The sequence below is a fragment of the Sphingomonas floccifaciens genome (assembly GCF_042681125.1).
Lineage (GTDB): Bacteria > Pseudomonadota > Alphaproteobacteria > Sphingomonadales > Sphingomonadaceae > Sphingomonas > Sphingomonas floccifaciens.
Map to the genome: position 1 here is coordinate 358907 of NZ_JBHUFC010000002.1, position 24158 is coordinate 383064.

22 protein-coding genes are annotated in these 24158 nt (G+C 66.5%); 15 read left to right on the forward strand and 7 right to left on the reverse strand.

What is annotated here, in order from left to right:
• Window positions 1-44 precede the first annotated feature (44 nt).
• The 3 genes from ACFSC3_RS04555 to ACFSC3_RS04565 all read right to left on the reverse strand — a co-directional run bounded on the left by ACFSC3_RS04555 (window position 45) and on the right by ACFSC3_RS04565 (window position 4328).
• Entirely contained in the window at window positions 45-1373 is a 1329-nt protein-coding gene (locus ACFSC3_RS04555; protein ID WP_380939180.1) for an amidohydrolase family protein, read from the reverse strand.
• Window positions 1370-2788, reverse strand: a complete 1419-nt coding sequence (locus ACFSC3_RS04560) for an amidohydrolase (RefSeq protein ID WP_380939182.1) — start codon at window positions 2786-2788, stop codon at window positions 1370-1372. Before ACFSC3_RS04560 ends, ACFSC3_RS04555 begins: the two co-directional genes overlap by 4 nt.
• 178 nt (window positions 2789-2966) lie before the next feature.
• A complete protein-coding gene (locus tag ACFSC3_RS04565) occupies window positions 2967-4328 on the reverse strand; it encodes an MFS transporter (RefSeq protein ID WP_380939183.1) in 1362 nt (453 codons plus the stop codon).
• Between the two features lie 409 nt (window positions 4329-4737).
• Between ACFSC3_RS04565 and kynU the strand changes: the two genes are divergently transcribed.
• The 13 genes from kynU (at window position 4738) to lpdA (ending at window position 18728) form a co-directional block, all read left to right on the forward strand.
• Window positions 4738-5931, forward strand: a complete 1194-nt coding sequence (kynU, locus tag ACFSC3_RS04570) for a kynureninase (protein WP_380939184.1) — start codon at window positions 4738-4740, stop codon at window positions 5929-5931.
• Window positions 5928-6782, forward strand: a complete 855-nt coding sequence (locus tag ACFSC3_RS04575; RefSeq protein WP_380939185.1) for a glycoside hydrolase — start codon at window positions 5928-5930, stop codon at window positions 6780-6782. Before kynU ends, ACFSC3_RS04575 begins: the two co-directional genes overlap by 4 nt.
• Before the next feature lie 76 nt (window positions 6783-6858).
• Window positions 6859-7434: an ATP-dependent Clp protease proteolytic subunit gene (locus ACFSC3_RS04580; RefSeq protein ID WP_380939186.1), complete on the forward strand. Its 576-nt coding sequence runs from the start codon at window positions 6859-6861 to the stop codon at window positions 7432-7434.
• A 71-nt stretch (window positions 7435-7505) separates the two neighbouring features.
• The gene (locus ACFSC3_RS04585) at window positions 7506-8291 is read left to right on the forward strand and encodes a succinate dehydrogenase iron-sulfur subunit (protein WP_380939187.1); all 786 of its coding nucleotides are present in this window, start codon (window positions 7506-7508) and stop codon (window positions 8289-8291) included.
• A gap of 178 nt (window positions 8292-8469) precedes the next feature.
• Window positions 8470-9579 carry a cell division protein ZapE gene (gene zapE / locus ACFSC3_RS04590; RefSeq protein WP_380939189.1) on the forward strand — a complete coding sequence of 370 codons (1110 nt, stop codon included), beginning with the start codon at window positions 8470-8472 and terminating at the stop codon, window positions 9577-9579.
• 430 nt (window positions 9580-10009) lie between these two features.
• On the forward strand, window positions 10010-10972 hold the full coding sequence (mdh, locus tag ACFSC3_RS04595) for a malate dehydrogenase (protein WP_380939191.1): 963 nt from the start codon (window positions 10010-10012) through the stop codon (window positions 10970-10972).
• A gap of 98 nt (window positions 10973-11070) precedes the next feature.
• Window positions 11071-11376, forward strand: coding sequence for a GIY-YIG nuclease family protein (locus ACFSC3_RS04600; protein ID WP_380939193.1), 306 nt, complete (start codon window positions 11071-11073; stop codon window positions 11374-11376).
• Window positions 11373-12257: a succinate--CoA ligase subunit alpha gene (gene sucD / locus ACFSC3_RS04605; protein ID WP_205494485.1), complete on the forward strand. Its 885-nt coding sequence runs from the start codon at window positions 11373-11375 to the stop codon at window positions 12255-12257. The genes ACFSC3_RS04600 and sucD overlap by 4 nt, the downstream gene beginning before the upstream one ends.
• A gap of 176 nt (window positions 12258-12433) precedes the next feature.
• Window positions 12434-15400, forward strand: a complete 2967-nt coding sequence (locus ACFSC3_RS04610; protein WP_380939195.1) for a 2-oxoglutarate dehydrogenase E1 component — start codon at window positions 12434-12436, stop codon at window positions 15398-15400.
• A gap of 117 nt (window positions 15401-15517) precedes the next feature.
• Window positions 15518-16729, forward strand: coding sequence for a 2-oxoglutarate dehydrogenase complex dihydrolipoyllysine-residue succinyltransferase (gene odhB, locus ACFSC3_RS04615; protein ID WP_380939197.1), 1212 nt, complete (start codon window positions 15518-15520; stop codon window positions 16727-16729).
• Window positions 16730-16733: 4 nt separating this feature from the next.
• Window positions 16734-16973 carry a DUF433 domain-containing protein gene (locus ACFSC3_RS04620; protein WP_380939199.1) on the forward strand — a complete coding sequence of 80 codons (240 nt, stop codon included), beginning with the start codon at window positions 16734-16736 and terminating at the stop codon, window positions 16971-16973.
• 2 nt (window positions 16974-16975) lie between these two features.
• Window positions 16976-17344, forward strand: a complete 369-nt coding sequence (locus ACFSC3_RS04625) for a DUF5615 family PIN-like protein (RefSeq protein ID WP_380939201.1) — start codon at window positions 16976-16978, stop codon at window positions 17342-17344.
• Entirely contained in the window at window positions 17337-18728 is a 1392-nt protein-coding gene (gene lpdA, locus ACFSC3_RS04630; RefSeq protein ID WP_380939203.1) for a dihydrolipoyl dehydrogenase, read from the forward strand. Before ACFSC3_RS04625 ends, lpdA begins: the two co-directional genes overlap by 8 nt.
• Window positions 18729-19106: 378 nt before the next feature.
• Here lpdA and ACFSC3_RS04635 read toward each other — a convergent pair whose 3' ends face one another.
• Complete coding sequence (locus ACFSC3_RS04635) at window positions 19107-19769, reverse strand: YoaK family protein (protein ID WP_380939205.1); 663 nt, start codon at window positions 19767-19769, stop codon at window positions 19107-19109.
• A 103-nt stretch (window positions 19770-19872) separates the two neighbouring features.
• On the opposite strand from ACFSC3_RS04635, the gene ACFSC3_RS04640 reads away from it, so the two are divergent.
• Window positions 19873-20184: a GCN5-related N-acetyltransferase gene (locus tag ACFSC3_RS04640; protein WP_380939207.1), complete on the forward strand. Its 312-nt coding sequence runs from the start codon at window positions 19873-19875 to the stop codon at window positions 20182-20184.
• The gene (locus tag ACFSC3_RS04645; protein ID WP_380939209.1) at window positions 20181-20810 is read left to right on the forward strand and encodes a trimeric intracellular cation channel family protein; all 630 of its coding nucleotides are present in this window, start codon (window positions 20181-20183) and stop codon (window positions 20808-20810) included. The genes ACFSC3_RS04640 and ACFSC3_RS04645 overlap by 4 nt, the downstream gene beginning before the upstream one ends.
• A 61-nt stretch (window positions 20811-20871) precedes the next feature.
• Here the strand turns inward: ACFSC3_RS04645 and ACFSC3_RS04650 are convergent, their stop codons facing one another.
• Genes ACFSC3_RS04650 through sppA form a run of 3 tightly spaced genes read right to left on the reverse strand, consistent with a single transcriptional unit; the run spans window position 20872 to window position 24034 of the window.
• Window positions 20872-21546: a DUF2490 domain-containing protein gene (locus tag ACFSC3_RS04650; RefSeq protein ID WP_380939211.1), complete on the reverse strand. Its 675-nt coding sequence runs from the start codon at window positions 21544-21546 to the stop codon at window positions 20872-20874.
• A 47-nt stretch (window positions 21547-21593) separates the two neighbouring features.
• Window positions 21594-22154 (reverse strand): GNAT family N-acetyltransferase, encoded by a 561-nt coding sequence (locus ACFSC3_RS04655; protein WP_380939213.1) that lies wholly within the window; start codon window positions 22152-22154, stop codon window positions 21594-21596.
• Window positions 22148-24034 carry a signal peptide peptidase SppA gene (gene sppA, locus ACFSC3_RS04660; protein WP_380939215.1) on the reverse strand — a complete coding sequence of 629 codons (1887 nt, stop codon included), beginning with the start codon at window positions 24032-24034 and terminating at the stop codon, window positions 22148-22150. Before sppA ends, ACFSC3_RS04655 begins: the two co-directional genes overlap by 7 nt.
• Window positions 24035-24158 lie beyond the last annotated feature (124 nt).

A 24158-nucleotide genomic window follows, 5' to 3' on the forward strand; every position in this document is an offset into this window, starting at 1 on the left:
CCTGGATCCCCGCTTTCGCGGGGATGACGACAGTGAGCTATGGTTTACCGATCATAGGCCTTGGGCAGCACGCCCTCGACCACGTTCAGATAGCGGTCGCGCAACTGGCGCTGACGCGAGGTCATCGGCTGCGGCTTGCCGTCGATCCACACAGCCTGCGGTTGCGACGACAGCTCCAGCGGGTCGCCGTCCCACAGCACCACGTCAGCGCGGCGGCCGGGGCGCAGCGAGCCGATCTCGTTCCCCAGGCCCATCACTTCGGCCGGCTTCGACGTGATCGCGGCAAACGCCTTGCCCCAGTCGAGCCCGGTCGAGCCCGGCACCTTGGTGATCGCGACCAGATTGCCCGCGAACTGGCGCACGACATGCTCGCCGCCCGACCCGTCGAAATAGATGCCGACGGTCACGCCCGCCGCGGTCATCCGCCCGACGTTGCTTTCGGTCGCGGCGAGCTGTTCGAACGACGACGGCAGGTCGGCGAGCGCATAGGCGAGCACCGGCACCTTGGCGGCGGCGATCTCGCGCGCGACCATCCAGCCCTCTGCCGCACCGGCCAGGATCAGCCGTATCCCCGGATAGCGCGCCGGCAGCGTCAGCACCTGTCGGATGTCGCTCGCCCGTTCGACACGAACGACCAGCGGCACCTTGCCGTCGAGGACGTTGAGCAGCGCCTGCGCGTCCGCACGGGTCAGCAGGGCGTCCTTGCTGCGCCCGTCGAAGCCCGCCGGGTTGCGACGATAGTCCTGCGCCATGGCGAACGCATCGGCCAGCGCCGCCCAAGCCGCCGGACGGCTGCCGCCCGCCGAGCGCGCCCCGTCCTCGCCCAGCTGGACGGTCTGGAAGGCGCGGGCCTTCGTCACCGGATCGGGATCGGCGCCCAGATCGATCACCGCGCCTTGCCCTGAGAAGATCGACTGGCCGCCGCTGCCCGAGATGAAGGCGCGCGTCACGCCGCCCAGCCGCTCGTTGGCGATCATCACCGTGTCCGGATTGATCGCGGTCGAGACGTCGATCGATGCCGAATAGGGCGATTGGCGCGCCGAGCTGTCGTTGCTTTCGTCGACACCGCCGGCATCGACGAGGCCGAGGTCGCCGATGCCGGTGACGATGCCGGCCGACACCCATTTGCCGTTCGCGTCGACCGTCTGTGCACCGGCGGGGACGGCAACGCCCGAGCCTGCGGCGACGACCCGCCCGTCGCGGATGACGACGGTACCGTTCGGGATCGGCGCAGAGCCGTCGCCGATCGCGACCGTGCCGCCGGTGATCGCGATGGTCTGACCACCCCGCAAAGTATTACTTTGCGGGGACCCCGTCTGAGCGGAGGCGGGGAGGGCGACCAGAGCCGCCGCGGCGAGGAGCAGGGCCTTCACTTGACGTCTCCCATGCCGGGCTGGCCGATCTCGAAATCGCTCACCGGTCGCAATCTGGGGTTGTTCATGTCGTAGAGCATCGCGCCGTCGACCCAGACCTTCTCGGGCCGTGTGTAGACGCTCATTGGATTGCCGTTCCACAGCACGACGTCGGCCATCTTTCCGGGCCGCAGGGAGCCCGTGACCTTGTCAATGCCGAGCGCCTTGGCCGGGTTCAGCGACAGCCAGGTCCAGGCGAATTCGTCGCTGACGTCGATTCCGGCGCGGCGGCCGGCGGTCAGCGCCTTGGCGACTTCCTGGTTCAGTCGCTGGATGCCGTTGGCGTCGTCCGAATGGATCATCACGCAGGCGCCCGCCTTGTGCAGCAGCGGCAGGTTCTCGTGGATGCCGTCGTAGCTTTCCATCTTGAAGCCGTACCAGTCGGCCCACACGGCCGCGCAGGTGCCGTTCGCCCTCAGCAGATCGCCGATCTTATACGCCTCGACCGCGTGGTGGAAGGCGCTGACCTTATAGCCGAATTCCTTCGCCATATCCATGACGATGGCCATTTCGTCGGCGCGGTAGCAGTGGTTCTGCACCAGGATCTCGCCCGACAGCACGCCGCGCAGCGTGTCCATCGCAATGTTGCGGGCAGGGGGCTCGCCGCCGTCCTTCTCATATTTGTCCCAGCGGCGCTTATAGTCGGACGCCTGCGCCCAGGTCGCGCGGTCGACCGCGACATTGCCCATGCGCGTCGAGGGCTGACGTCCCTTGTTGCCATAGACGCGCTTGGGGTTCTCGCCGCACGCCATCTTCAGGCCGTATGGCGCGCCGGGGAACTTCATGCCCTGCATCGTGCGGGCATAGACGTTCTTCAGCACCACCGATCGCCCGCCCATCAGGTTCGCCGAGCCGGGCAGGATCTGCAGCGTGGTCACCCCGCCGTTGGCGAGCGCGCGGCTGAAGCCCGGGTCCTGCGGCCAGACGCTGTGTTCGGCCCAGACGTCGGCGGTGACTGGGCCGGTCGCTTCGTTCCCGTCCGAATGCGCCTGCACGCCGGGCGAGGGATAGTCGCCCAGATGGCTGTGGATATCGATGATGCCGGGGGTCACCCATTTGCCGGTGCCATCGATCACGGTCGCACCCGCCGGCGCGTCCACGCTCTGTCCGACCGCGACGATCTTGCCGTCCGCGAACAGCACCTGCCCGTTCTCGATACGCCCGCCTTCGCCGTCATAGACGGTGACGTTGCGGACCAGCGTCGGCACGCCAGGATAGGGGCGGTAGGTCGAGGGGAAGGGGTTGCGGTCGTATGGCTTGCCGGGCTGTTTCTTCGGCGCGGCAGAGGCGGTCTTCGCCTCCTCCTTCTGCCCGCAGGCGACGAGCGCGGACGCGGCAAGCAGCGTCGCCGCCAGGCGCAGGGTTCGACGGTTCATGATGGCCCCCTATTATTATGCAACGCATTGGTAGGGCGGGGCCGCCCATGCTTTCAAGCGCGAAACGCTCGGTCGTCCCATCCGTCGTTCCCGCGAAGGCGGGAACCCATCTCCCGGACGAGCAGCAGGCGAGCGCGGGAGATGGATTCCCGCCTGCGCGGGAATGACGGGGGTATGCTTAGTGAATCGTCGATGCCGGCGGCTCACCCGTCGAACGCACCTTCGCCCGCGCTGCCGCCAGCGCGAAGACGACCAGCGCGGCATAGCAGGCGGCCGGAACGATGAACGCGGTCGCATAGCTGCCGGTCGCGCCGGACACGAGGCCGGTCAGCGGCGGGATCGCCGCACCACCGACGATCGAGAAGCACAGGAATCCCGACGTGGCTTCCTGGCTGGCCGTCGACCGCTCCAGCGTCAGGGTGAAGATCACCGGGAACATGATCGAGTTGAACAGCCCCATCGACAGCGCGGCAAAGCCCGCACCGACGCCGCCGACCAGCAGCACGTAGCTGGCGATGCCGACATTGACGGCGGCGAACACCGCCATCAGCCGAGCGGCGGGGAAGCGCGTCAGCAGCGCCGAGCCGATGATCCGCCCGACCATCGCGCCGCCCCAATAGAAGGACACGGCCTTGCCTGCCTCCAGCAGCGACACGCCGGGTACGCCGTCGCTGCCCATCGCGAGGCCGAGCAGCGGGACGCCGAACGCCGCATCCGACTGGCCCCAGATCGCGTCCGAGTTCAGGAACAGTGCCATCTGCGTCCCGATCGCGACTTCGGCGCCGACGTAGAGGAAGATGCCCAGGCCGCCGAGAACCGCCCAGCGCGAGGCCAGCGCTTCGGAAATCGCCGCCCCGAATCCCTTGGGCGCGGCGCTGTCGGGCGCCGCTGCGGCGACCAGTTTGCGCATCGTGAAGAAGAACAGCAGCAGCAGCACGAGCAGGCCGGCGATCCAGAAGAAGGCGCGGTCGATGCCGCCGAGCGCCGTCTGGCGCACGGCTTCGGTGATGACCGTGCCTTCCTTCACCTCGACGCCCTTCAGGAACAAGGTCGCGCCGATCCAGGGGCCGAGGAACGTGCCGAGGCTGTTGAACGCCTGGCTGAAGGTCAGGCGGAAATGGCTCTTTTCCGGCGCGCCGAGCACGGCGGCGAGCGGATTGGCCGCGACCTGCAGGATGGTGATCCCGCTCGCCAGCACGAACAGCCCCAGCAGCACCAGGCTGTAGACCGCGGCATTGGCGGCGCCGAGCATGATGAGGCAGCCCGCGATCATCAGCACCAGCGCGATCAGCACGGTCGGCACCGACTTGCGCCGGCTGAGCAGTGAGGCGGCGGGGAAGCTCATCACGCCGTAGGCGATGAAGAAGGCCGATGCCGAAAGCTGCGCCTGAAGGTCGGTCAGCGAGAAGATGCCCTTCACCGCCGCGACCAATGGGTCGATCAGCGAAGTGATGAACCCCCAGGCGAAGAACAGCGTGGTGACGGTCGCGAACGCCGCCGTCGTGTTGGCGCCCGTCTGGGGTGCCGGCCGTGTGCTCATCTCGCCCTCTCTGCTGTAACCGTTTTCATAAGTGTTCTCTTTTGTCTGTAGAGGTTGGCGAGCAGGCCGCAAGAGGGCTTTCCGATCCTCCCCTGCAAGGGGAGGTGGCAGCGCGAAGCGCTGACGGAGGGGTGTCGAGCTATCCTAGTGGCAAGGCCTCCGCGTAAAATCCCCGTCGGTGCTCCCGCGAAGGCGGGAGCCCAGGGCCAGAGGGACAGACGCTGTTGTATTGCTTGGCCCTGGGTTCCCGCCTGCGCGGGAACACGGAAGGGGCAAGTGTTTGTCGGAAACTCTCGGGCCTCGTCGATAGCGGGACACCCCTCCGTCAGCGATTCGCGCTGCCACCTCCCCTTGCAGGGGAGGATTTTGGTGCGTTGACCTCGCCGCTTCGCGTCCCCATCACCCCGCCATGACCGATTTCGCCGCCACTCGCGCGCTGTTTCACCTGCCGCCGGGCGTCACCTACCTCGACGGCAATTCCCTCGGCCCCATGCCGATCGCCGCGCAGGATCGGGCGCGCCGGGTCGTTGTCGAGGAATGGGGCGACCTTTTGATCCGCGGTTGGAATGCCGCCGGCTGGATGGCCGCTCCGGCGCGGGTCGGGGATCGGATCGCACGGCTGATCGGCGCGCCGCAGGGCAGCGTGGTGATGGGCGATACCCTCAGCATCAAGGTCTATCAGGCGCTCGCCTCGGCACTGGCGATGCGGCCCGACCGGCGCGTGGTGCTGTCGGACAGCGGCAATTTTCCGACTGACCTCTATATGGCGCAGGGACTGCTCGCGTCGCTTGGGTCCGATTACCGGCTGAAGGTCGTCGCGCCCGAAGATGTCGCGGACGCGATCGACGAGAGCGTCGCCGTCACGCTGCTGACCGAAGTCGACTATCGCACCGGTCGCCGCCACGACATGCCCGCGCTGACCGAAAAGGCGCATGGGGCGGGCGCGCTCGCCATCTGGGATCTCGCCCACTCCGCCGGCGCGGTCGAGGTCGACGTGTCGACAGGTCGGGCCGATTTCGCGGTCGGCTGCACCTATAAATACCTCAACGGCGGCCCCGGCGCCCCGGCCTTCATCTATGTCGCGCCCGAACATCACGACGCTGCGCTGCCCGCACTGTCGGGCTGGATGGGCCATGCCGCGCCCTTCGCCTTCGACCTCGACTATCGACCGGGCAAGGGGATCGAGCGGATGCGCGTCGGCACCCCGGCGGTCATCGCACTCGCCGTGCTCGACGCCGCGCTCGATGCCTGGGAGGGCGTCGAGATGACCGATGTCCGCGCCCGCTCCATCGCGTTGAGCGAAGCCTTCATCGCCGGGGTCGAGGCGCGATGCCCGGACGTGACGTTGGCATCGCCGCGCGATCCGCGCGCCCGCGGCAGTCAGGTCGGGTTTCGCCACCCACAGGCCTATGCCGTGATGCAGGCGCTGATCGTCGAGGATGTCATCGGCGACTTTCGTGCGCCCGATATCCTGCGCTTCGGCTTCGCGCCGCTCTACAATGATATGGCGGACGTCGAGCGGGCGGTGACGGTGCTCGCCGATATCCTGTCGACCGGACGCTGGGATCGGCCCGAGTTCCACGCGCGGCAGGCCGTGACATGAAGCTGCTTGCCACCGCGCTGCTGCTGGGCGCCGCGAGTCCCACGATCACCGCGCCGCCGCCGACACTGAAGGTCGATCCCTTCTACGAAAAATATGTCGAGGCGGCCGGCTTGCCAATCCTGTCGTCGCGCGCCGTGCCCGACCCCGCGCTGCTGACCGCGCGTTCGCTGGTCGAGGGAATGGTGCGCCACCGCCCCGAACTCGCCCGCTGGCTCGTCGCGCACGGCTATCGCATCGCGATCATGTCGCTGGGGGAGGGGACGCTGGACCTGCCCGAACAGCGGCACTGGAAGAAGCCCGAGCGCGACGACCTGCGCCTGACGCGGTGCGAGCGCAAACATTACGACGAGCGGATCGGCAGAAAGTCGGATGCGGACTATTGGAATAATCGCGCGCGCGGCATGGGCGGCATCCTGACCAGCGCGGGGGCGGAGGATCTGCTGGGCGACCCCTATTCGCGCTATTATGGCGAGACGATCTTCGTCCACGAATTCAGCCATGTCCTTCTGCACGCGATCCGCGCGATCGATGCACCGCTCTACGCCCGGCTGGAGGCCGCTTATGCCGCCGCGAAGCGCGACGGGCGCTGGACGGACGAATATGCGCTGACGACCATCGATGAATATTGGGCGGAAGGGACGCAGACCTGGTTCGAATCGAACCGGCTGACGGTTGTCGATGGCACGCGCATCCTCGGCCCCAAGGATCTCAAGCGCTACGACCCCGCGCTCTACGCGGTGCTGGGCAAGGTCTATGGACGCAGTCACCACCTTGCCGGCGACCCCTGGTATCGCTCGCCGATGCGCATCCCGCTCGGGCCGATCCCGAAGAATACGGCGGAGGTCTGCTGAGGTTTACGTCTGTCGCCGCCGCGACCAAATACTCCTGCCGGCGGAACATAACCCATATTGGCTTGTTGCGCGCGGCATGGATCAAACCAAGCCCAACGCCCGCCAATATCCGCTGCTCGCCCACCCGCATGTCCACCTGCACGGCACGGTGAACGACGCGATGTACGACAGCTTCCGACAGCAGATCCTCGACGCGCCGCAGGAAGGAAGCCTCGTCTTCTCGATCACCACGCTTGGCGGCGATCCCGAGGTCGCGCGCGCGATGGGCGACGATGTGCGGCTGATCGGCGAATATGCCGGTCGCGAGACGTTGTTCCTGGGCAAGGTCGCAGTCTATTCGGCGGGCGCGACCTTCATGGCGGCGTTCCCCAACGACAAGCGCTTCCTAACCCGCGGCACCCGCCTGCTGATCCACGAGCGTCAGATGACCGCGACCGTCGAACTGAACGGCCCGCTGCGGATGCAGATCGCCAATCTGAAGGGCAAGCTGCACGAGATCGAACAGTCGATCGCCATCGAGGAGGAGGGCTTCCGCGCGCTGATCGCCGGATCGAGCGTCGATTACGACGAACTGCTCCGCAAGGCGCCGAACAACTGGTACATCGATTGCGAGGAAGCGATGGCGATGGGCCTCGTCCTCGACGTGATTTGATCCTACATGGTTGACGCACCCGCGAAACCCGTGCTTTCGCGTGCCGCAACCGCGAAGGACGAGATTGAGCGATGGCCGAGTTCACCCTGCCGAAGAACAGCAAGATCACGGGCAAGGGCCGCGTGCACAAGGCGCCGGCCGGGGCGAGCCGTGTAAAATCGTTCAAAATCTATCGGTACGACCCGACGACGGGTGAGAATCCGCGTTATGACACGTTCGAGATCGACCTCGACGACTGCGGCCCGATGGTCCTCGACGCGCTCATCAAGATTAAGGCGGAGCAGGACCCGTCGCTGACCTTCCGCCGCTCGTGCCGCGAGGGAATCTGCGGCTCGTGCTCGATGAACCTCGGCGGCAAGAACGGCCTCGCCTGCACGACCGCGATTGAGGACATCAAGGGTGAGGTCCGCATCACCCCGCTGCCGGCGATGGATGTGATCAAGGACCTCGTTCCCGACTTCACCCACTTCTATGCGCAGTATGCGTCGATCAAGCCGTGGCTCCAGACCGTCACCCCGCCGCCCTCGGGCAAGGAGCGACTCCAGTCGCCCGAGCAGCGCGAGCAGCTCGATGGCCTGTACGAGTGCATCCTGTGCGCCTGTTGCTCGACCAGCTGCCCCAGCTATTGGTGGAACAGCGACAAGTTCCTCGGCCCGGCGATCCTGCTCCAGGCCTATCGCTGGCTGGCCGATAGCCGCGACGAGATGACCGGCGAGCGTCTCGACGCACTGGAGGATCCGTTCCGCCTGTACCGCTGCCACACGATCATGAACTGCGCGAATGCGTGCCCGAAGGGCTTGAGCCCGGCGAAGGCGATCGCGGAGATCAAGAAGATGGAAGCCGAGCGGATCATCTGACGGTTCGGAGGCTGACCCATCACCGTTCTGCGAGCCGCGAGCGTTAGATTTGAAGAAGAAGGGCAGTGCTTCGACAGGCTCAGCACGAACGGGGAGGGTGGTGCACTCTCCCTCAACCGTTCGCACTGAGCTTGTCGAAATGCTGCCCTTCTTCGTCCCGCGAGCGATGACCTAACCCATGCCCACCGTCCTCGCCCGCTACGAAGCCCTGGTCGCCAGCGGAGAACTCCGCCCCGATCCCGCGCAGGCCGACGCCGCCCGCCGCCTTGCCGCGCTGGCGACGGAACTCGAAACCCAGCAAAAGCCGGGGCTCCTCGGCCGCCTGTTCGGCCGCACGCCCGAACCGCCCCGCGGGCTCTACATGTGGGGCGGGGTAGGGCGCGGCAAGTCGATGCTGATGGACCTGTTCCATGCCTGCCTGAAGATCGATCAGAAGCGTCGCGTCCATTTCCACGAATTCATGGCCGAGGTGCACGACCGCCTGCGCCGCGAGCGTGAGAGGGAGGCGGGCGACCCGATCCCCCCGGTCGCCGCCGCGATCGCCGCCGACGTCCGCGTTCTCGCCTTCGACGAACTGGTCGTCACCAACATGGCCGATGCGGCGATCCTGAGCCGTCTGTTCACCGGCCTGTTCGATCACGGCGTGACGATCGTCGCGACCTCGAACCGGGCGCCGTCCGAACTCTACAAGAACGGCCTCAACCGCCACCTTTTCCTGCCGTTCATCGCGCTGATCGAGGCGAAGATGGACGTGATCGCCTTGAACGGTCCGACCGACTATCGGCTCGATCGGCTCGGCAGCGGCGAGACGTGGCACGTACCCACCGGCGACGCTGCGACTCAGGCGGTCACGCAAGCCTTCTTCCGCCTGACCGACTTCGACCCCGCCGACCGCGCGAATGTGCCGAGCGAGGATCTGCCGATCCCGGGCGGGCGCGTGCTGCATGTGCCGAAAAGCCTGAAGGGCGTCGGCGTGTTCAGCTTCAAGCGCCTGTGCGGCGAACCGCGCGGCGTGCCCGACTATCTCGCCATCGCGCGGCATTTTCACACGGTGATCGTGGTCGGCATCCCGAGGATGGGGCCGGAGAACCGCAACGAAGCGGCGCGGTTCGTAACGCTGATCGACGCGCTCTACGAGCATAAGGTGAAGCTGCTGGCGACCGCGGATGCGGAACCGGACGACCTCTATGTCGCAGGCGACGGCGCGTTCGAATTTGAACGGACCGCAAGCCGGCTGATGGAGATGCGCTCGGCCGACTACCTCGCGCTGGGGCATGGGGCGGAGTAGCGGAATAGAAGAATTGGTTCAGAGAAGGCGCGAGGGCGCGAAGAGGGTGCCCATGTCGCCGCATCCAGGCCCCCGCCACCGTCATCCCCGCGAAGGCGGGGATCAATAGTCGCTGAGCGACCTGAGACTCACCTCCATCAGCGACTATCTATTCCCGCCTTCGCGGGAATGACGGAGGTGAGTGGTGGGCCAAGCCTAAACGCCTTTACACGCATCGCTTCTGTTCGCGCCTTCGCACCGTCTATAAACCGATCTTCCTTCGCCTTAACGCTATTGCGAACGATATGCAGTAAAACTCGTTAACCCGTCCGCTTTACGGGTTGCCCCCGTCGCGCGATGGGCCTAAGGCCGCATCCGACTTTCGCGCGTCTGTATAGGGTTTGAAATCGGGCGCGCCCGATCCTTGAATTTCGCGAAGGGAGAGACGGTTTTGGCTCGCAAGAAGATCGCGCTGATCGGCGCCGGTAATATCGGCGGCACGCTCGCGCACCTGGCCGCCCTGAAGGGGCTGGGCGACATCGTGCTGTTCGACGTCGTCGAAGGCGTGCCGCAGGGCAAGGCGCTCGACCTGTCGCAGTGCGGTCCGGTCGAAGGCTTCGACGCCACCATCATCGGCTCGAACGATTATGCCGACATCGCCGGCGCCGACGTCATCATCGTCACCGCCGGTGTCGCCCGCAAGCCGGGCATGAGCCGCGACGACCTGCTGGGCATCAACCTGAAGGTGATGAAGGCGGTCGGCGAAGGCATCGCCGAACACGCCCCCGACGCGTTCGTGATCTGCATCACCAATCCGCTCGACGCGATGGTCTGGGCGTTGCGTGAATTCTCGGGTCTGCCGCATCAGAAGGTCGTCGGCATGGCCGGCGTGCTCGATTCGGCGCGCTTCAGCCACTTCCTCGCCGAAGAGTTCAAGGTGTCGGTGAAGGATATCAACACCTTCGTGCTCGGCGGCCACGGCGACACGATGGTCCCGGTGCTCGAATATTCGACCGTCAGCGGTATCCCGGTCAGCGACCTGATCGCGATGGGCATGTCGACCCAGGAGCGCGTCGACGAAATCATCAAGCGCACCCGCGGCGGCGGCGGCGAGATCGTCGCGCTGCTGAAGACCGGCTCGGCCTATTACGCGCCCGCCACCAGCGGCATCGCGATGGCGGAAGCCTATCTCTACGACCAGAAGCGCATCCTGCCCGCCGCGGCGCACCTGACCGGCCAGTATGGCGTCGATGACCTGTACGTCGGCGTGCCGGTGGTGATCGGCAAGGACGGCGTCGAGAAGGTCGTCGAAGTGAAGCTGTCGGATGAGGCGAAGGCCAACCTCCAGGTCTCGGTCGACGCGGTCAAGGAACTGCTGGTCGCCTGCAAGGGCATCGATGGTTCGCTGAATTGATCTCTTGGGTGCACCCGCGCAGGCGGGTGCCCAGGGTTATTGAGCGACGACCTCAGTAACCCTAGGCTCCCGCCTTCGCGGGAGCACGGGAGTGTGAGATGAAGGCCGGTTACGTTTACATCGTCGCCAGCCAGCGCAACGGAACGATCTACACCGGTTCGACCAGCAATCTGATCCAGCGGATCTGGCAGCATCGAAACGGCGTAGGCGGCGAATTCACCAGCGAAACGAGGTGCGTCCTCCTCGTCTGGTATGAAGCACATGACGATTTGCAGGAAGCGCGATTGCGCGAACGGCGGATCAAGAAATGGAACAGGCCGTGGAAGCTGCGGCTGATCGAAGAGATGAACCCGCGGTGGGATGATCTGTTCGGTTCGATAACTGGGAATGCGGAGACAGCATGAGCATCCTCGTCAACAAGAACACCAAGGTCATCACCCAGGGCATGACCGGGGAGACCGGCAGCTTCCACACCAAGGCGGCGCTGGATTACGGCACGCAGATGGTCGGCGGCGTCACGCCGGGGAAGGGCGGCACCGAGCACCTCGGCCTGCCGGTGTTCAACACCGTCGCCGAAGCGGTCACCAAGACCGGCGCCGACGCGTCGGTCATCTACGTGCCGCCGCCCTTCGCCGCGGATTCGATCCTCGAAGCGATCGACGCCGAAGTGCCGCTGATCGTCTGCATCACGGAGGGCATTCCGGTGCTCGACATGGTCAAGGTGAAGCGTGCGCTCTCGGGCAGCAAGTCGCGCCTGATCGGCCCGAACTGCCCGGGCGTGCTGACGCCGGGCGAGTGCAAGATCGGCATCATGCCGGGCAGCATCTTCTCCAAGGGTAGTGTCGGCGTCGTGTCGCGTTCGGGCACGCTGACCTATGAGGCGGTGTTCCAGACGACCAACGCCGGCCTGGGCCAGACCACCGCGGTCGGCATCGGTGGCGATCCGGTCAACGGCACCAACTTCATCGACGTGCTGGAACTGTTCCTGGCCGACGACGCGACCGAATCCATCATCATGATCGGTGAAATCGGCGGCGACGCCGAGGAGCAGGCCGCGCAGTTCCTGATCGACGAGGCCAAGCGTGGCCGCAAGAAGCCGATGGCCGGCTTCATCGCGGGCCGCACGGCGCCTCCGGGTCGTCGCATGGGCCACGCCGGCGCGATCGTGTCGGGCGGCAAGGGCGACGCCGAGAGCAAGATCGCGGCGATGGAAGCCGCCGGCATCAAGGTCGCGGATTCGCCCAGCCTGCTGGGCGAGACGCTGGTCTCGGTGTTGAGCAAGTAAACCTTCTCTAGAGGGAGAAGGATACCGCAGCTTGCGAGCTTGCTCGCTAGCGAAGGTTGGATGAGGGGAGCCCGCTATCGATAGCGGGACACCCTCACCCAGCTCCGACTAAGGCCTTGCAGGCCTAAGTCTGCGCAACCCTCTCCCACGGGGAGAGGGGAAGTGAGGACGTGGTAATGGGCTACGAAGGCCAGGATTTTTCGGATATCGCCGGCGGTGTTTCGCAGGCGTTCGTCGACACGCTCTACGCGAAGTACAAGAGCGACCCGTCGGGGCTCGAACCCGGCTGGCGTGACTTCTTCGAGGGGCTGGAGGGTGCCGCTACGGGGCCGTCCTGGGCGAAGAAGAGCTGGCCGCTGACGGAGACGGACGCGCTCACCGCGGGGCTCGACCCGATGCAGATGGAGCCCGCGCCCAAGCCCGCGAAGCCCGGTGCCAAGCCTGCACCCGCTGCCGCTCCGGCCGCCTCGCCGGATGCGATCCGCGCTGCGGCCGATGCGTCGATCCGCGCAATGACGCTGATTCGCACCTATCGCGTGCGCGGCCACCTGGCGGCGAACCTCGACCCGCTGGGCCTGTCGACCCGCGAGCTGCCGGAGGATTTGCGCACCGAATATCACGGCTTCACCGACGATCAGATCGATACGCCCGTCTATCTCGGCGGCGTTCTCGGCCTTCAGAGCGCGACGATCCGCGAGCTGGTGACGATCCTGCGCGCCAACTACTGCGGCAACGTCGGCCTGGAATATATGCACATCGCGGACGTGGAGGAGCGCAAGTTCCTGCAGGACCGGATGGAGGGCCGCGACAAGGCGATCCAGTTCACGCCGGACGGCAAGAAGGCGATTCTCAGCAAGGTGATCCACGCCGAGGGCTATGAGAAGTTCCTCGGCAAGAAGTACGTCGGCACCAAGCGTTTCGGCCTCGACGGCGGCGAAAGCATGATCCCGGCGCTGGAAAGCGTCATCAAGTATGGCGGCCAGCAGGGCGTCCGCGAGATCGTCTACGGCATGGCCCACCGCGGCCGCCTGAACGTGCTCGCCAACGTGATGGCGAAGCCCTACCGCGCGATCTTCCACGAATTCTCGGGCGGTTCCTCGAACCCCGAGGACGTCGGCGGCTCGGGCGACGTTAAGTACCATTTGGGCACCTCGACCGACCGTGAATTCGACGGGATCAAGGTCCATATGTCGCTGGTCGCCAACCCGTCGCACCTTGAGGCGGCGGACCCGGTTGTGCTGGGCAAGACCCGCGCGATTCAGACGCTGGCGAACGACCTGACCGAGCACAAGGCGTCGCTGCCCGTGCTCATCCACGGCGACGCCGCAATGGCGGGGCAGGGAATTGTCTGGGAATGCTTCGGCTTCTCCGGCATCCGCGGCTACAACACCGGCGGCTGCGTCCACTTCATCATCAACAACCAGGTCGGCTTCACGACGAGCCCGCAGTTCGCGCGCAGCTCGCCGTATCCGTCGGACGTGGCCAAGGGCGTCCAGGCGCCGATCTTCCACGTCAACGGCGACGATCCCGAAGCGGTGACCTTCGCCACCAAGATGGCGATCGAGTTCCGCCAGACCTTCCACCGCGACGTCGTGATCGACATGTGGTGCTATCGCCGCTTCGGTCACAACGAAGGCGACGAGCCGTCGTTCACCCAGCCGCTGATGTACGCCAAGATCAAGCAGCATCCGGGTGTCAGCAAGATCTACGGTGACCGGCTGATCGCCGAAGGTGTCGTCGACCAGGCGTGGATCGACGATCAGTGGAAGCAGTTCGACACGATGATGGAAGGCGAGTTCGAGGCGGGTGCCTCGTACAAGCCCAACAAGGCGGACTGGTTCGCCGGTCGCTGGTCGGGGCTTCACGCGCCGGCCGACAGCGAAGGCAGCCGCCGCAACGTCGAGACGGGCATCGACAAGAAGCTGTTCGACAGCCTCGGCCGCACGCTGACGACGGTGCCGGACAGCATCCAGATCCACAAGACGCTGGCCCGCGTGCTCGATGCCAAGCGCAACATGTTCACGACCGGCGAGAATTTCGACTGGGCGACCGGCGAGGCGCTCGCGTTCGGCTCGCTGATGTCGGAAGGGTACGGCGTCCGCCTGTCGGGCCAGGACTCAGGCCGCGGCACGTTCAGCCAGCGCCATGCGGTGTGGGTCGACCAGACCGACGAGCATAAGTACGTCCCGCTCACGACCCTGCCGCACGGCCGGTTCGAAGTGCTGGATTCGCCGCTCAGCGAATATGGTGTGCTTGGCTTCGAATATGGTTTCGCGCTCGCCGATCCGAAGACTTTGGTGCTGTGGGAAGCGCAGTTCGGCGACTTCGTGAACGGCGCGCAGATCATGATCGACCAGTTCATCACGTCGGGCGAGTCGAAATGGCTCCGCGCCAACGGCCTCGTGATGCTGCTGCCGCACGGGTATGAAGGCCAGGGGCCGGAACACTCGTCGGCGCGTCCGGAGCGGTTCCTCCAAGCTTGCGCGCAGGACAATATCCAAGTCGCCAACTGCACCACGCCAGCGAACTATTTCCACCTGCTGCGCCGGCAGATGCACCGGTCGTTCCGCAAGCCCCTGATCGTCATGACGCCCAAGTCGCTGCTGCGGCACAAGCTGGCGGTCAGCAAGGCCGAGGATTTCCAGACCGACAGCCACTTCCGCCGCATCCTGTCCGACCCCAAGGCGCCGTCGGACGCGAACACGCGTCGTCTGGTCCTGTGCACCGGCAAGGTCGCCTACGACCTGATGGAGGCGCGCGACGCGGCGGGCGATACGGACACGCAGATCGTCCGCATCGAGCAGCTCTATCCCTTCCCGGGCGAGCCGCTGGCCGAGCGCGTGCGCAACATGCCGAACCTCGAAGAGATCGTGTGGGCGCAGGAAGAGCCGAAGAACAACGGCTACTGGTTCTTCGTCGAACCGCTGATCGAGGAAGCCCTGGCCAACACCGACTGCCGCGTCCGTCGTGCCCGCTACGCCGGCCGTGCGGCTTCCGCATCGCCGGCCACCGGCCTGATGAAGCGGCACCAGCTCGAACAGGCGGCCCTCGTCGCCGACGCACTGGGCCATAACGTGCGCGAGGAAATCCGCCGCGCGCAGAAGACCGAAGACCCCAAGACGGCCGGGAAGGCCGGCGCGTAACCGAGAGACTAACCTATCCCGTTCGCCCTGAGCTTGTCGAAGGGCTGCCCTTCTTCTTCCCGGAAGAAAGTACAGGGCTTCGACAAGCTCAGCCCGAACGGTTTTGAGGAAGCTGCAATGAGCACCGAAATCAAAGTCCCCGTCCTGGGCGAATCGATCACCGAAGCCACGCTAGGTGAATGGCTGAAGAAGCCGGGTGAGGCGGTCGCCGCCGACGAGCCCATCGCCAGCCTGGAAACCGACAAGGTCTCCGTCGAAGTCCCCGCGCCGGTCGCCGGTGTGATGGGCGAATATGGCGTGCAGGTCGGCGATACCGTCGCCGTCGGCGCGACGATCGGCGTGATCGAGGCCGGGGACGGCGCGGCGGCCAAGCCTGCTCCGGCTGCTGCGGCACCCGCACCGGCCGAAGCCGCCGGTCAGCAGGCCCCGGCGAGCGGTGGTGACACCCCGGCCGCGCTCAGCCCGTCGGTCCGCCGCGCGGTGCTGGAAACCGGCGTCGATCCAGCGACGATCAAGGGCACCGGCAAGGACGGCCGCCTGACCAAGGACGACGTGCTGGCCGCCAAGTCGGCACCGGCTCCGCAGGCCTCGGCGCCCGCTGCCGCGCCGGCTCCGACCACGGGCGGCGAGCGTCGCGAGGAGCGAGTCAAGATGACCCGTCTTCGCCAGACGATCGCCAAGCGCCTTAAGGAAGCGCAGAACACGGCGGCGATGCTGACGACGTTCAACGACGTCGACATGACCGCGGTGATCGAGGCGCGCGCCAAGTACAAGGATCTGTTCGAGAAGAAGCACGGCGTCCGCCTGGGCTTCATGGGCTTCTTCGTGAAGGCCGCGACGATGGCGCTGAAGGACATCCCGGCCGTCAACGCGTCGATCGAAGGCGACGAGATCGTCTATCATGATTATGCCGACATCTCGGTCGCGGTGTCGTCGCCGGGCGGCCTGGTCGTCCCCGTGATCCGTGACGCGCAGGATCTGTCGGTCGCCGGCATCGAAAAGACCATCGGCGACTTCGGCAAGCGCGCCAAGGACGGTACGCTGAAGATGGACGAGATGAAGGGCGGCACCTTCACCATCTCCAACGGCGGCGTGTTCGGCTCGCTGATGTCGACCCCGATCATCAACCCGCCGCAGTCGGCGGTGCTCGGCCTCCACCGCATCGAGGACAGACCCGTAGTCCGCGACGGCCAGGTCGTCGTGCGGCCCATGATGTACCTCGCGCTCAGCTACGATCACCGCCTGATCGACGGCCGCGAGGCGGTGACGTTCCTCGTCGCGCTGAAGAATGCTATCGAAGACCCGACGCGGATTTTGATCGACCTGTGAGGCGATGATGGACTGGCGTGAACGCATCTATTCGAATCCGAATATCCTAGGCGGCAAGCCGATCGTGCGGGGCACCCGCATCTCGGTCGAACTGATCCTGGAGTATCTGGCCGAGGGTGCGTCCACTGCCGAAATCCTCGACGCCCACGATCATCTGACGGAGGCGGACGTGCGTGCCGCGGTCGGCTTTACCCATGATCTGTTGGTGAAGGAGGCGTCCGCCGCGCAACGGGAAGCTGCCTGACGATGCGTCTGTTCGCCGACGAGAATGTCCATCGCAAGGTGGTCTTCGCGTTGCGAGCGACGGGACGAACCGTCGAGTGGATCAGGGAAAGCAGCGCCGGAACCGAAGACCCCGACATTCTGGCGCGTCCAGACATCGGCGACTTGGTCCTCATCACCAACGACGGCGATTTCGGCAATCTGATCTTCCAGGAACTTCGACGGGCACCGCGCGCGATCCTTTACACCCGCACTCTGCACCGGGATTGGCAGGGCACGACAGACCTGATCCTCGCCGAACTTGAACGCGGCATCGTCGCCGATCACATGACCATCATTACGAAGGACGGCACGCGTCGCAGGCCGTTTCCGACCGGAGAAGACAATGGCTGAATACGACTACGACGTCCTCGTGATCGGCGCTGGCCCCGGTGGCTATGTCGCCGCGATCCGTGCGGCGCAGCTGGGCCTCAAGACCGCGTGTGCGGAAAGCCGCGAGACGCTGGGCGGCACCTGCCTCAACGTCGGCTGCATTCCGTCGAAGGCGATGCTGCATGCCTCCGAACTGTTCGACCACGCCGCCAACGGTACGATGGCGAAGCTGGGCATCAAGGTGACGCCCGAGCTCGATCTCGACACCATGCACGGTCAGCGCCGCGATGCGGTGAAGCAGCTGACCGGCGGCATCGAGTTCCTGTTCAAGAAGAACAAGGTCACCTGGCTAAAGGGCAAGGCCGCGTTCAAGGACGCGCACAGCGTCGACGTCGCCGGCCAGACCGTGACCGCGAAGAACATCGTCATCGCGACCGGATCGTCGGTCACGCCGCTGCCGGGCGTCGAGATCGATCAGACGGTCATCGTCGATTCGACCGGCGCGCTGGAGCTGGCCAAGGTGCCGAACCACATGGTCGTCATCGGCGGCGGCGTGATCGGGCTGGAGCTGGGCTCGGTCTGGCGGCGTCTGGGCGCCAAGGTCACTTGCGTCGAGTTCCTCGACCAGATCCTGCCGGGCTTCGACGGTGAGATCCGCAAGGAAGCGAACAAGATCTTCAAGAAGCAGGGGATCGAGTTCAAGCTGTCGACCAAGGTCACCGGCATCGTCAACAACGGCGACAGCGCGACACTGACGCTGGAGCCGGCTCAGGGTGGCGAGGCGACGACGCTCGATGCCGACGTCGTGCTGGTGTCGATCGGCCGCCGCCCGAACACCGACGGGCTGAACCTGGAGGCGGCGGGTCTGTCGACCAACCAGCGCGGTCAGATCGAGATCGACCACGACTTCCGCACCAAGGCCGATGGCGTCTGGGCGATCGGCGACGTGGTGCCGGGGCCGATGCTGGCGCACAAGGCCGAGGACGAAGGCATCGCGGTCGCCGAGAATATCGCCGGCCAGACCGGGATCGTGAACCACGACATCATCCCTAGCGTCGTCTACACCTGGCCCGAGATCGCCGGCGTCGGCCTGACCGAGGAGCAGGCCAAGGAAAAGGGCGAGGTCAAGGTCGGCAAATTCCCGATGATGGCCAACAGCCGCGCCAAGACCAACCACGAGCCCGATGGCTTCGTGAAGGTCATCTCGGATGCCAAGACCGATCGCGTGCTCGGCGCGTGGGTCATCGCGGTGCCCGGCGGCACGATGATCGCGCAGATCGCGCAGGCGATGGAATTCGGCGCGACTAGCGAAGACATCGCCTACACCTGCCACGCGCATCCGACGCACAGCGAGGCGATCAAGGAAGCCGCGATGGCGGTGCAGGGCAAGCCGATACACATCTGATCGCGCCAAGCCGCAGCGCAAGCTGCGGCGCGGCTTTGCCGCGGCGCGTTCCGCTCCCACCGTTCGCCCTGAGCTTGTCGAAGGGCTGCCCTTCTTCGTGCCCCAAATCCGCGGCAACGAAGAAAGGGCAGGGCTTCGACAGGCTCAGCCCGAACGGGTGGGGACGGCACTCATTCCCCGTTCGTGCTGAGCCTGTCGAAGCACCGTTCTGCGATACCCTCGCGTACCGCTTGCGGCACGAAGTACGATGCTTCGACAAGCTCAGTACGAACGGTGGTGGGGGCATCGTGCTCCCGCGAAGGCGGGAGCCTAAGGTTTCGCAGGGGTATCGCTCGTGGCTCTGGGCTCCCGCATTCGCGGGAGAGCCGCGGTATCGAATTAAACTCGCCGCACGCGCCCTTCGCGTCCCGTCAGCGCGCTCAACACCACCGTCAGTACCCCTGCCAGCACCGCCGCCACCGTCACGGCCATGGCCAGCGACGCTCGGCTCGCCAGCGCGCCCAGCACACCGCCGCACACGAAACCCAGCCAGAGCATCAGATACGGCCCCCACGCGTGATCGCCCGGCGCGCGCATCAGGGTAGCCGCCAGCCGTTGCCCCATGCGCACCAGCGTGCCGGTCATATAGGTCAGGCCGATCGTGACTTCGCCGTCGCGGTTGAATACGCCGTTTTCGGCGCCCATCGCGAAGGCGAGCAGCAGGAGCGGTGCCATCACATAGCCCCACCATGCCGAACATGCCGCTGCGGTCAGGGCGACGGTGACGACCAGCATGACCGGTGCCTTGTGTCGTCCGGCGAAGCGATGGCCGACGACGCTGGCCGCGATCACGCCCGACAGGAACATCATGACCAGCCCGCCGCCGATCCGCACCGCCACCCAGTCGCCGGTCGCAACTCCGATCGCGATTCGGGTCGAATTGCCGCTCATAAACGATGCGAAGAAGCCGAGCAGTTCGATCCAGGCGACCGCATCGACGAAGCCGGCGAGGGCGGCCAGGGCGACGGCAGCAGCGGCGAGCGATGCAGGATAGCGCGTCATCGCTCCCGCTATGGCGAAGCGCGGCGCGCTTGTCAGGGGGGATTCGCAACGGCGATCGGGCTCCCGGGTTGTGGCGGCCCCCGGCTCGCCTACACAGGACGCGATGGCTACCGATCGCGCCGCCCTTGAAGCCCGTTGGCTCGACATAACCCGCCGCGAGTTGCCCGCGCTGGCGGACGCGCGGGACTGGCCGGTGCGCGCGGATCATTGTTTTCAGCGTATCCTGCTCGACGCGGCCTGCGACGGTGTCTGGTATGATACGATCGTACAGCGCCCAGCCTATGCGCACGCACCCGATGCAATCCTCGCGCGAGCCGTGGTGCTGGGGGAGGGGGCCATCGCGGGTACCGTCGACCTCGCTGAACTCAACACGCGCTCGCTCCGCTGGCGCCGGGCGCGTAAGGCGGAGCGATGACGCCGATCGCCGCACCCTTGGGCCATGTCCTGCCCTATCTCGACCTGTTCGGCATCGCGGTGTTCGCGACGTCGGGCGCGCTCGCTGCGACACGGGCGAACCAGACCTTCGTCACCGCGGGTTTTTTTGCGCTGGTGACGGGCGTTGGCGGCGGGTCGGTGCGCGATCTGCTCATCGGAGCGCCGGTGTTCTGGACGCATGATCCCTGGGTCGCGGCGGTGTGCCTGGCGGCGGCGGCGATCATCTGGTCGACGCCGGAGCGGTGGTGGCGCGGCCCGGCACTCGACTGGTTCGACGCGTTGGGGTTGGCGGTCTACGCCGTGTTCGGCGCGGCCAAGTCGGTGGCATTCGGCATCCCGCCGGTGCCCGCCGCGCTGATGGGCGTGGTGACGGCGTGCGTCGGCGGCGTGATCCGCGACGTGCTGGCGGGCGAGCCGTCGATCATCATGCGGCCGGAACTCTATGTGACCGCGGCAGCGCTGGCGGCCGGGCTCTATGTCGCGCTGCATGCGATAGGCGCGCCGCTGTGGCTGGCGGCGATCGGCGCGGCGGCGGCAGGCTTCGGGCTGCGCGCGGCGGCGATCGCGTGGAAGCTGGCGCTGCCGGCTTATGGTCGGCGGCAGTAGCTTTCCCAATCACCGTCACCCCCGCCTTCGCGGGGATGACGGAACGAGTGATGGGACCAAGTTACAGCGTCACGAACAGCGTCGCGTTCAAGACATGGTTGGTCCGGTCTTCACCCGGCCTGAACACGCGCTGGTTGAGATAGCCCGGCTCCAGCCGCGCCTTCTTACCGACCGGCAGACCCAGCCCGACGAAATTGCGCCACTGGTCGACCCCCGACCGTGCGCCGAAGTCGGTCGAATTGAGGTTGAAGAACCCTTCGCTGAACACGACCGCCTGCACGCCCGAACGCGAGATGGGCACACCGGCGCGGACGAACTGGCGCAGCCGCCAGCCGGTCCGGTTCCGCCCCTCCACCATCCGTTGTTCCAGCCGCGTGCGACTGGTCACGACCGGTTTGCCCGCCCCATTGCGGACCAGCGCGAACTGCACCTGCTGCCAGGGGCGATGTTCGCGGGTAATGGCCCCCGCCGACGACCGCGTCTGGACATAAGCATAGCCCGCGATCGCGCTTGCGTCTGGCGCGAAGCGGACCCCCGCGGCGGGGCGCAGGATGAATTGGCCGAGTTGGCCGATGTCGTCGGTGAAGCGGGCCTGCCCTTCTAGCCAGACATAGAGATCACCCTTCACCGCGCCCTGCGCGACGACGCCGGTCCAGCCCTGGATGTCCTCATCGGCCGCCGCCGGCGCGGCAGACAGCAGGGCGGGGAGGGCGAGCGAGGATATAAGGTTACGCATGACGCAGCCTTTGCCGGGCGCGCCTGCCTCGATCAACCGCGATGCGATCAGCCGCGCACGACGCCCGTTTCGTTGAACGGTCGCGGATCGACCGGTTTCGCTTCGGCATCGCGCAGCGCGCATTGCCAGAAGCCGACGTCGATCCATCGCCCCTGCTTGAAGCCGATCTCGCGATAGACGCCGGCGCGGCGGAAGCCGACCGCCTCGTGCGTCTTGATCGACTGGTCGTTGGGTAGGGCGATGACGCCGATCGCCTGGACGAATCCTTGCGCGCGGAGCGTATCGATCAGCGCCTCATACAAAAGCCGCCCGACACCCTGACCCTGCACCGGCCCGGCGACGTAGAGCGACGTCTCCACCGTCCACTTATAGGCCGGACGGTCGCGGAAGCGCGTGGCATAGGCATAGGCGAGCACGCCCGCATCGTCCTCGCCCGGCGTAGCGACCAGCCAGGGGTAGAGGCCGTCCGACGCCGCGATCCGTTTCGCCATCGCGCGCGCGTCGGGCGCTTCGGTTTCGAACGAAACGGTGCCGCCCAGGACATAGGGTGCGTAGATCGCGGCGATGGCCGCCGCGTCCTCTGCCCGCGCGCCGCGAATGCTCACCATGCTGCGATCCTTGCGAACAGCGCCTCGGCGATCGTGCGATCGGCCGCGGATGGGTTGACCGGGGCGAGCGCCGCGCACTCTAGACAACGCACCTGCATCGACGGCGCGGTCGCCAGGCGGCGCGCGTCGGCGATTGCCTGGGCGAAGACGGCGCGGCGCTGGTCGGCGATGCGAGCGATCGGATCGCTCGCCTGACCGCCGCTGTCGGCATCGTCGGTGTCGCGCGCCAGCAGTTCCGCAAGCTGCGCACGCCACGTCTGCGGCTGTTCCAGATAGACGCGGCGCGCACCCGCCGGATCGATCTTCGCGCGGCGTGCCGCCTCGGCCACCGCCTCGTCCAGCCCGCCGAAGCGGTCGATCAGCCCCAACTGGCGCGCGGTCCCGCCGTCCCATACGCGGCCCTGCGCGATCTCGTTGACGCGGGCCGGCGTCATCTTGCGCGACGTCGCCACCAGATTGACGAACCGGGCATAGCCCGCCTCGATCGTCGACTGGATGACGGTGTCGAGCGCCGGGGTGAAGCCGCGATAGACGTCCGGCTGACCCGACAGCGGCGACGTCCGCACGCCGTCCGCGGTGACGCCGATCTTGGCCAGGCTGTTCTCGAAGCTCGGCAAGACGCCGAAGATGCCGATCGAGCCGGTGATCGTGTTCGGCTCGGCAAAGATGGCATCGCCCGCGGTGGACACCCAGTAGCCGCCCGACGCCGCCAGGCCTGCCATCGAGACGACGACCGGCAGCCCCTTGGCCTTGGCCTGCAACACCGCCTGGCGGATTTCCTCCGACGCGGTGACCGATCCGCCGGGCGAATCGACGCGCACGACCAGTGCCTTCAGGTCGTTCTTGGCCAGCGCGTCGCGCAGTAGCTTGGCGATCGTCTCGCTGCCCGCGGTGCCCGCGCGCGCCTTGCCGTCGACGATATCGCCGGCGACCGTGACGATGCCGATCTTGTCGCCCGTGGTCGGCAGCGGGTTGGCGGCCAGCCAGTCCTTCGCGGTGATCGCGGCATAGCGGCCGGCCATCTTGCCGGTCCCCGGACCCGCCAGCTGCGCGACGCGCGCGTCGAACGCGATGCGGTCGCCCAGCTTGTCCACCAGGCCCATCTGGACGTTCATCTTGGCCATGTCGCCGCCGGCCGCGCGCACCAGCACGTCGGGCTGGGCCAGCAGTTCGGCGACGCGCGCCTTGGGTCGCGCCTTGGCGACGTTCTGGCGCCATTGCTCCAGCAGCGATCCGTACAGCGCCTCGCTCGCCGCGCGCGCCGGCTCCGACTGGCCGGTCAGGATATAGGGCTCGACCGCCGACTTGAACTGCCCGACGCGATAGACGTGGACGTTGACGCCCAGCTTGTCGATCAGCCCCTTGTAATAGAGTTGCGACCCGCCCGGTCCCATCAGCAGCGTCCCGCCCAGCGGGTTCATCCAGACCTCGGACGCGTTCGCCGCGATCAGGTAGCTCGCGTCGGTATAGCCGGTCGCATAGGCCAGCACCGGCTTCCCGCTGGCGCGCACCCGGCCGACCGCTGCGGCGACATCTGCGATCGTCGCGGGGTAGCCGCCGGTGAAGCGGTCGAGATCAAGCACCACGGCTTTCACACGCGCATCGCCGCGCGCGCTGTCGAGCGCCCGGATCACGTCGCGCGCCCGCGCCTCGCGCAGCACGCCACCGCCACCGAGCCCCGCCAGCGGATCGACCTCGGTCGGCTGCTCGACGAGGCGCCCGTCCAGATCGAGCACCAGCGCACCCGACCCGATCGGCTTCGCCCCCGGCCGCGCATTCAACGCGGCAAACATTATTCCGAAAAACAACAACAACAGGGCCAGGACCATGAAGTCCTTGATCCCGACCAGGAGTTTCCAGGCACCACGCAGCAGTTTCACGGTCGTTGGGATCTTTCGAGGAGGAGAATTTCCGCCGGTTCTAGCCCAGGGGCAGGGAGGGAGCAACGGGCTGTATTACGTGGTTAAGACGCGAGAAGGCGGTTGTCGGCGGCCTTTTTAGGAA

Coding starts and splice junctions, on each gene's coding strand:
- sucD (WP_205494485.1), top strand. CDS start 11,373: ATGAGCATCCTCGTCAACAAGAACACCAAGGTCATCACCCAGGGCATG.
- ACFSC3_RS04610 (WP_380939195.1), top strand. CDS start 12,434: ATGGGCTACGAAGGCCAGGATTTTTCGGATATCGCCGGCGGTGTTTCG.
- ACFSC3_RS04640 (WP_380939207.1), top strand. CDS start 19,873: ATGGCTACCGATCGCGCCGCCCTTGAAGCCCGTTGGCTCGACATAACC.
- ACFSC3_RS04575 (WP_380939185.1), top strand. CDS start 5,928: ATGAAGCTGCTTGCCACCGCGCTGCTGCTGGGCGCCGCGAGTCCCACG.
- odhB (WP_380939197.1), top strand. CDS start 15,518: ATGAGCACCGAAATCAAAGTCCCCGTCCTGGGCGAATCGATCACCGAA.
- ACFSC3_RS04565 (WP_380939183.1), bottom strand. CDS start 4,328: ATGAGCACACGGCCGGCACCCCAGACGGGCGCCAACACGACGGCGGCG.
- ACFSC3_RS04580 (WP_380939186.1), top strand. CDS start 6,859: ATGGATCAAACCAAGCCCAACGCCCGCCAATATCCGCTGCTCGCCCAC.
- ACFSC3_RS04585 (WP_380939187.1), top strand. CDS start 7,506: ATGGCCGAGTTCACCCTGCCGAAGAACAGCAAGATCACGGGCAAGGGC.
- ACFSC3_RS04650 (WP_380939211.1), bottom strand. CDS start 21,546: ATGCGTAACCTTATATCCTCGCTCGCCCTCCCCGCCCTGCTGTCTGCC.
- zapE (WP_380939189.1), top strand. CDS start 8,470: ATGCCCACCGTCCTCGCCCGCTACGAAGCCCTGGTCGCCAGCGGAGAA.
- ACFSC3_RS04635 (WP_380939205.1), bottom strand. CDS start 19,769: ATGACGCGCTATCCTGCATCGCTCGCCGCTGCTGCCGTCGCCCTGGCC.
- ACFSC3_RS04655 (WP_380939213.1), bottom strand. CDS start 22,154: ATGGTGAGCATTCGCGGCGCGCGGGCAGAGGACGCGGCGGCCATCGCC.
- lpdA (WP_380939203.1), top strand. CDS start 17,337: ATGGCTGAATACGACTACGACGTCCTCGTGATCGGCGCTGGCCCCGGT.
- kynU (WP_380939184.1), top strand. CDS start 4,738: ATGACCGATTTCGCCGCCACTCGCGCGCTGTTTCACCTGCCGCCGGGC.
- ACFSC3_RS04625 (WP_380939201.1), top strand. CDS start 16,976: ATGCGTCTGTTCGCCGACGAGAATGTCCATCGCAAGGTGGTCTTCGCG.
- ACFSC3_RS04645 (WP_380939209.1), top strand. CDS start 20,181: ATGACGCCGATCGCCGCACCCTTGGGCCATGTCCTGCCCTATCTCGAC.
- ACFSC3_RS04620 (WP_380939199.1), top strand. CDS start 16,734: ATGATGGACTGGCGTGAACGCATCTATTCGAATCCGAATATCCTAGGC.
- ACFSC3_RS04600 (WP_380939193.1), top strand. CDS start 11,071: ATGAAGGCCGGTTACGTTTACATCGTCGCCAGCCAGCGCAACGGAACG.
- ACFSC3_RS04560 (WP_380939182.1), bottom strand. CDS start 2,788: ATGAACCGTCGAACCCTGCGCCTGGCGGCGACGCTGCTTGCCGCGTCC.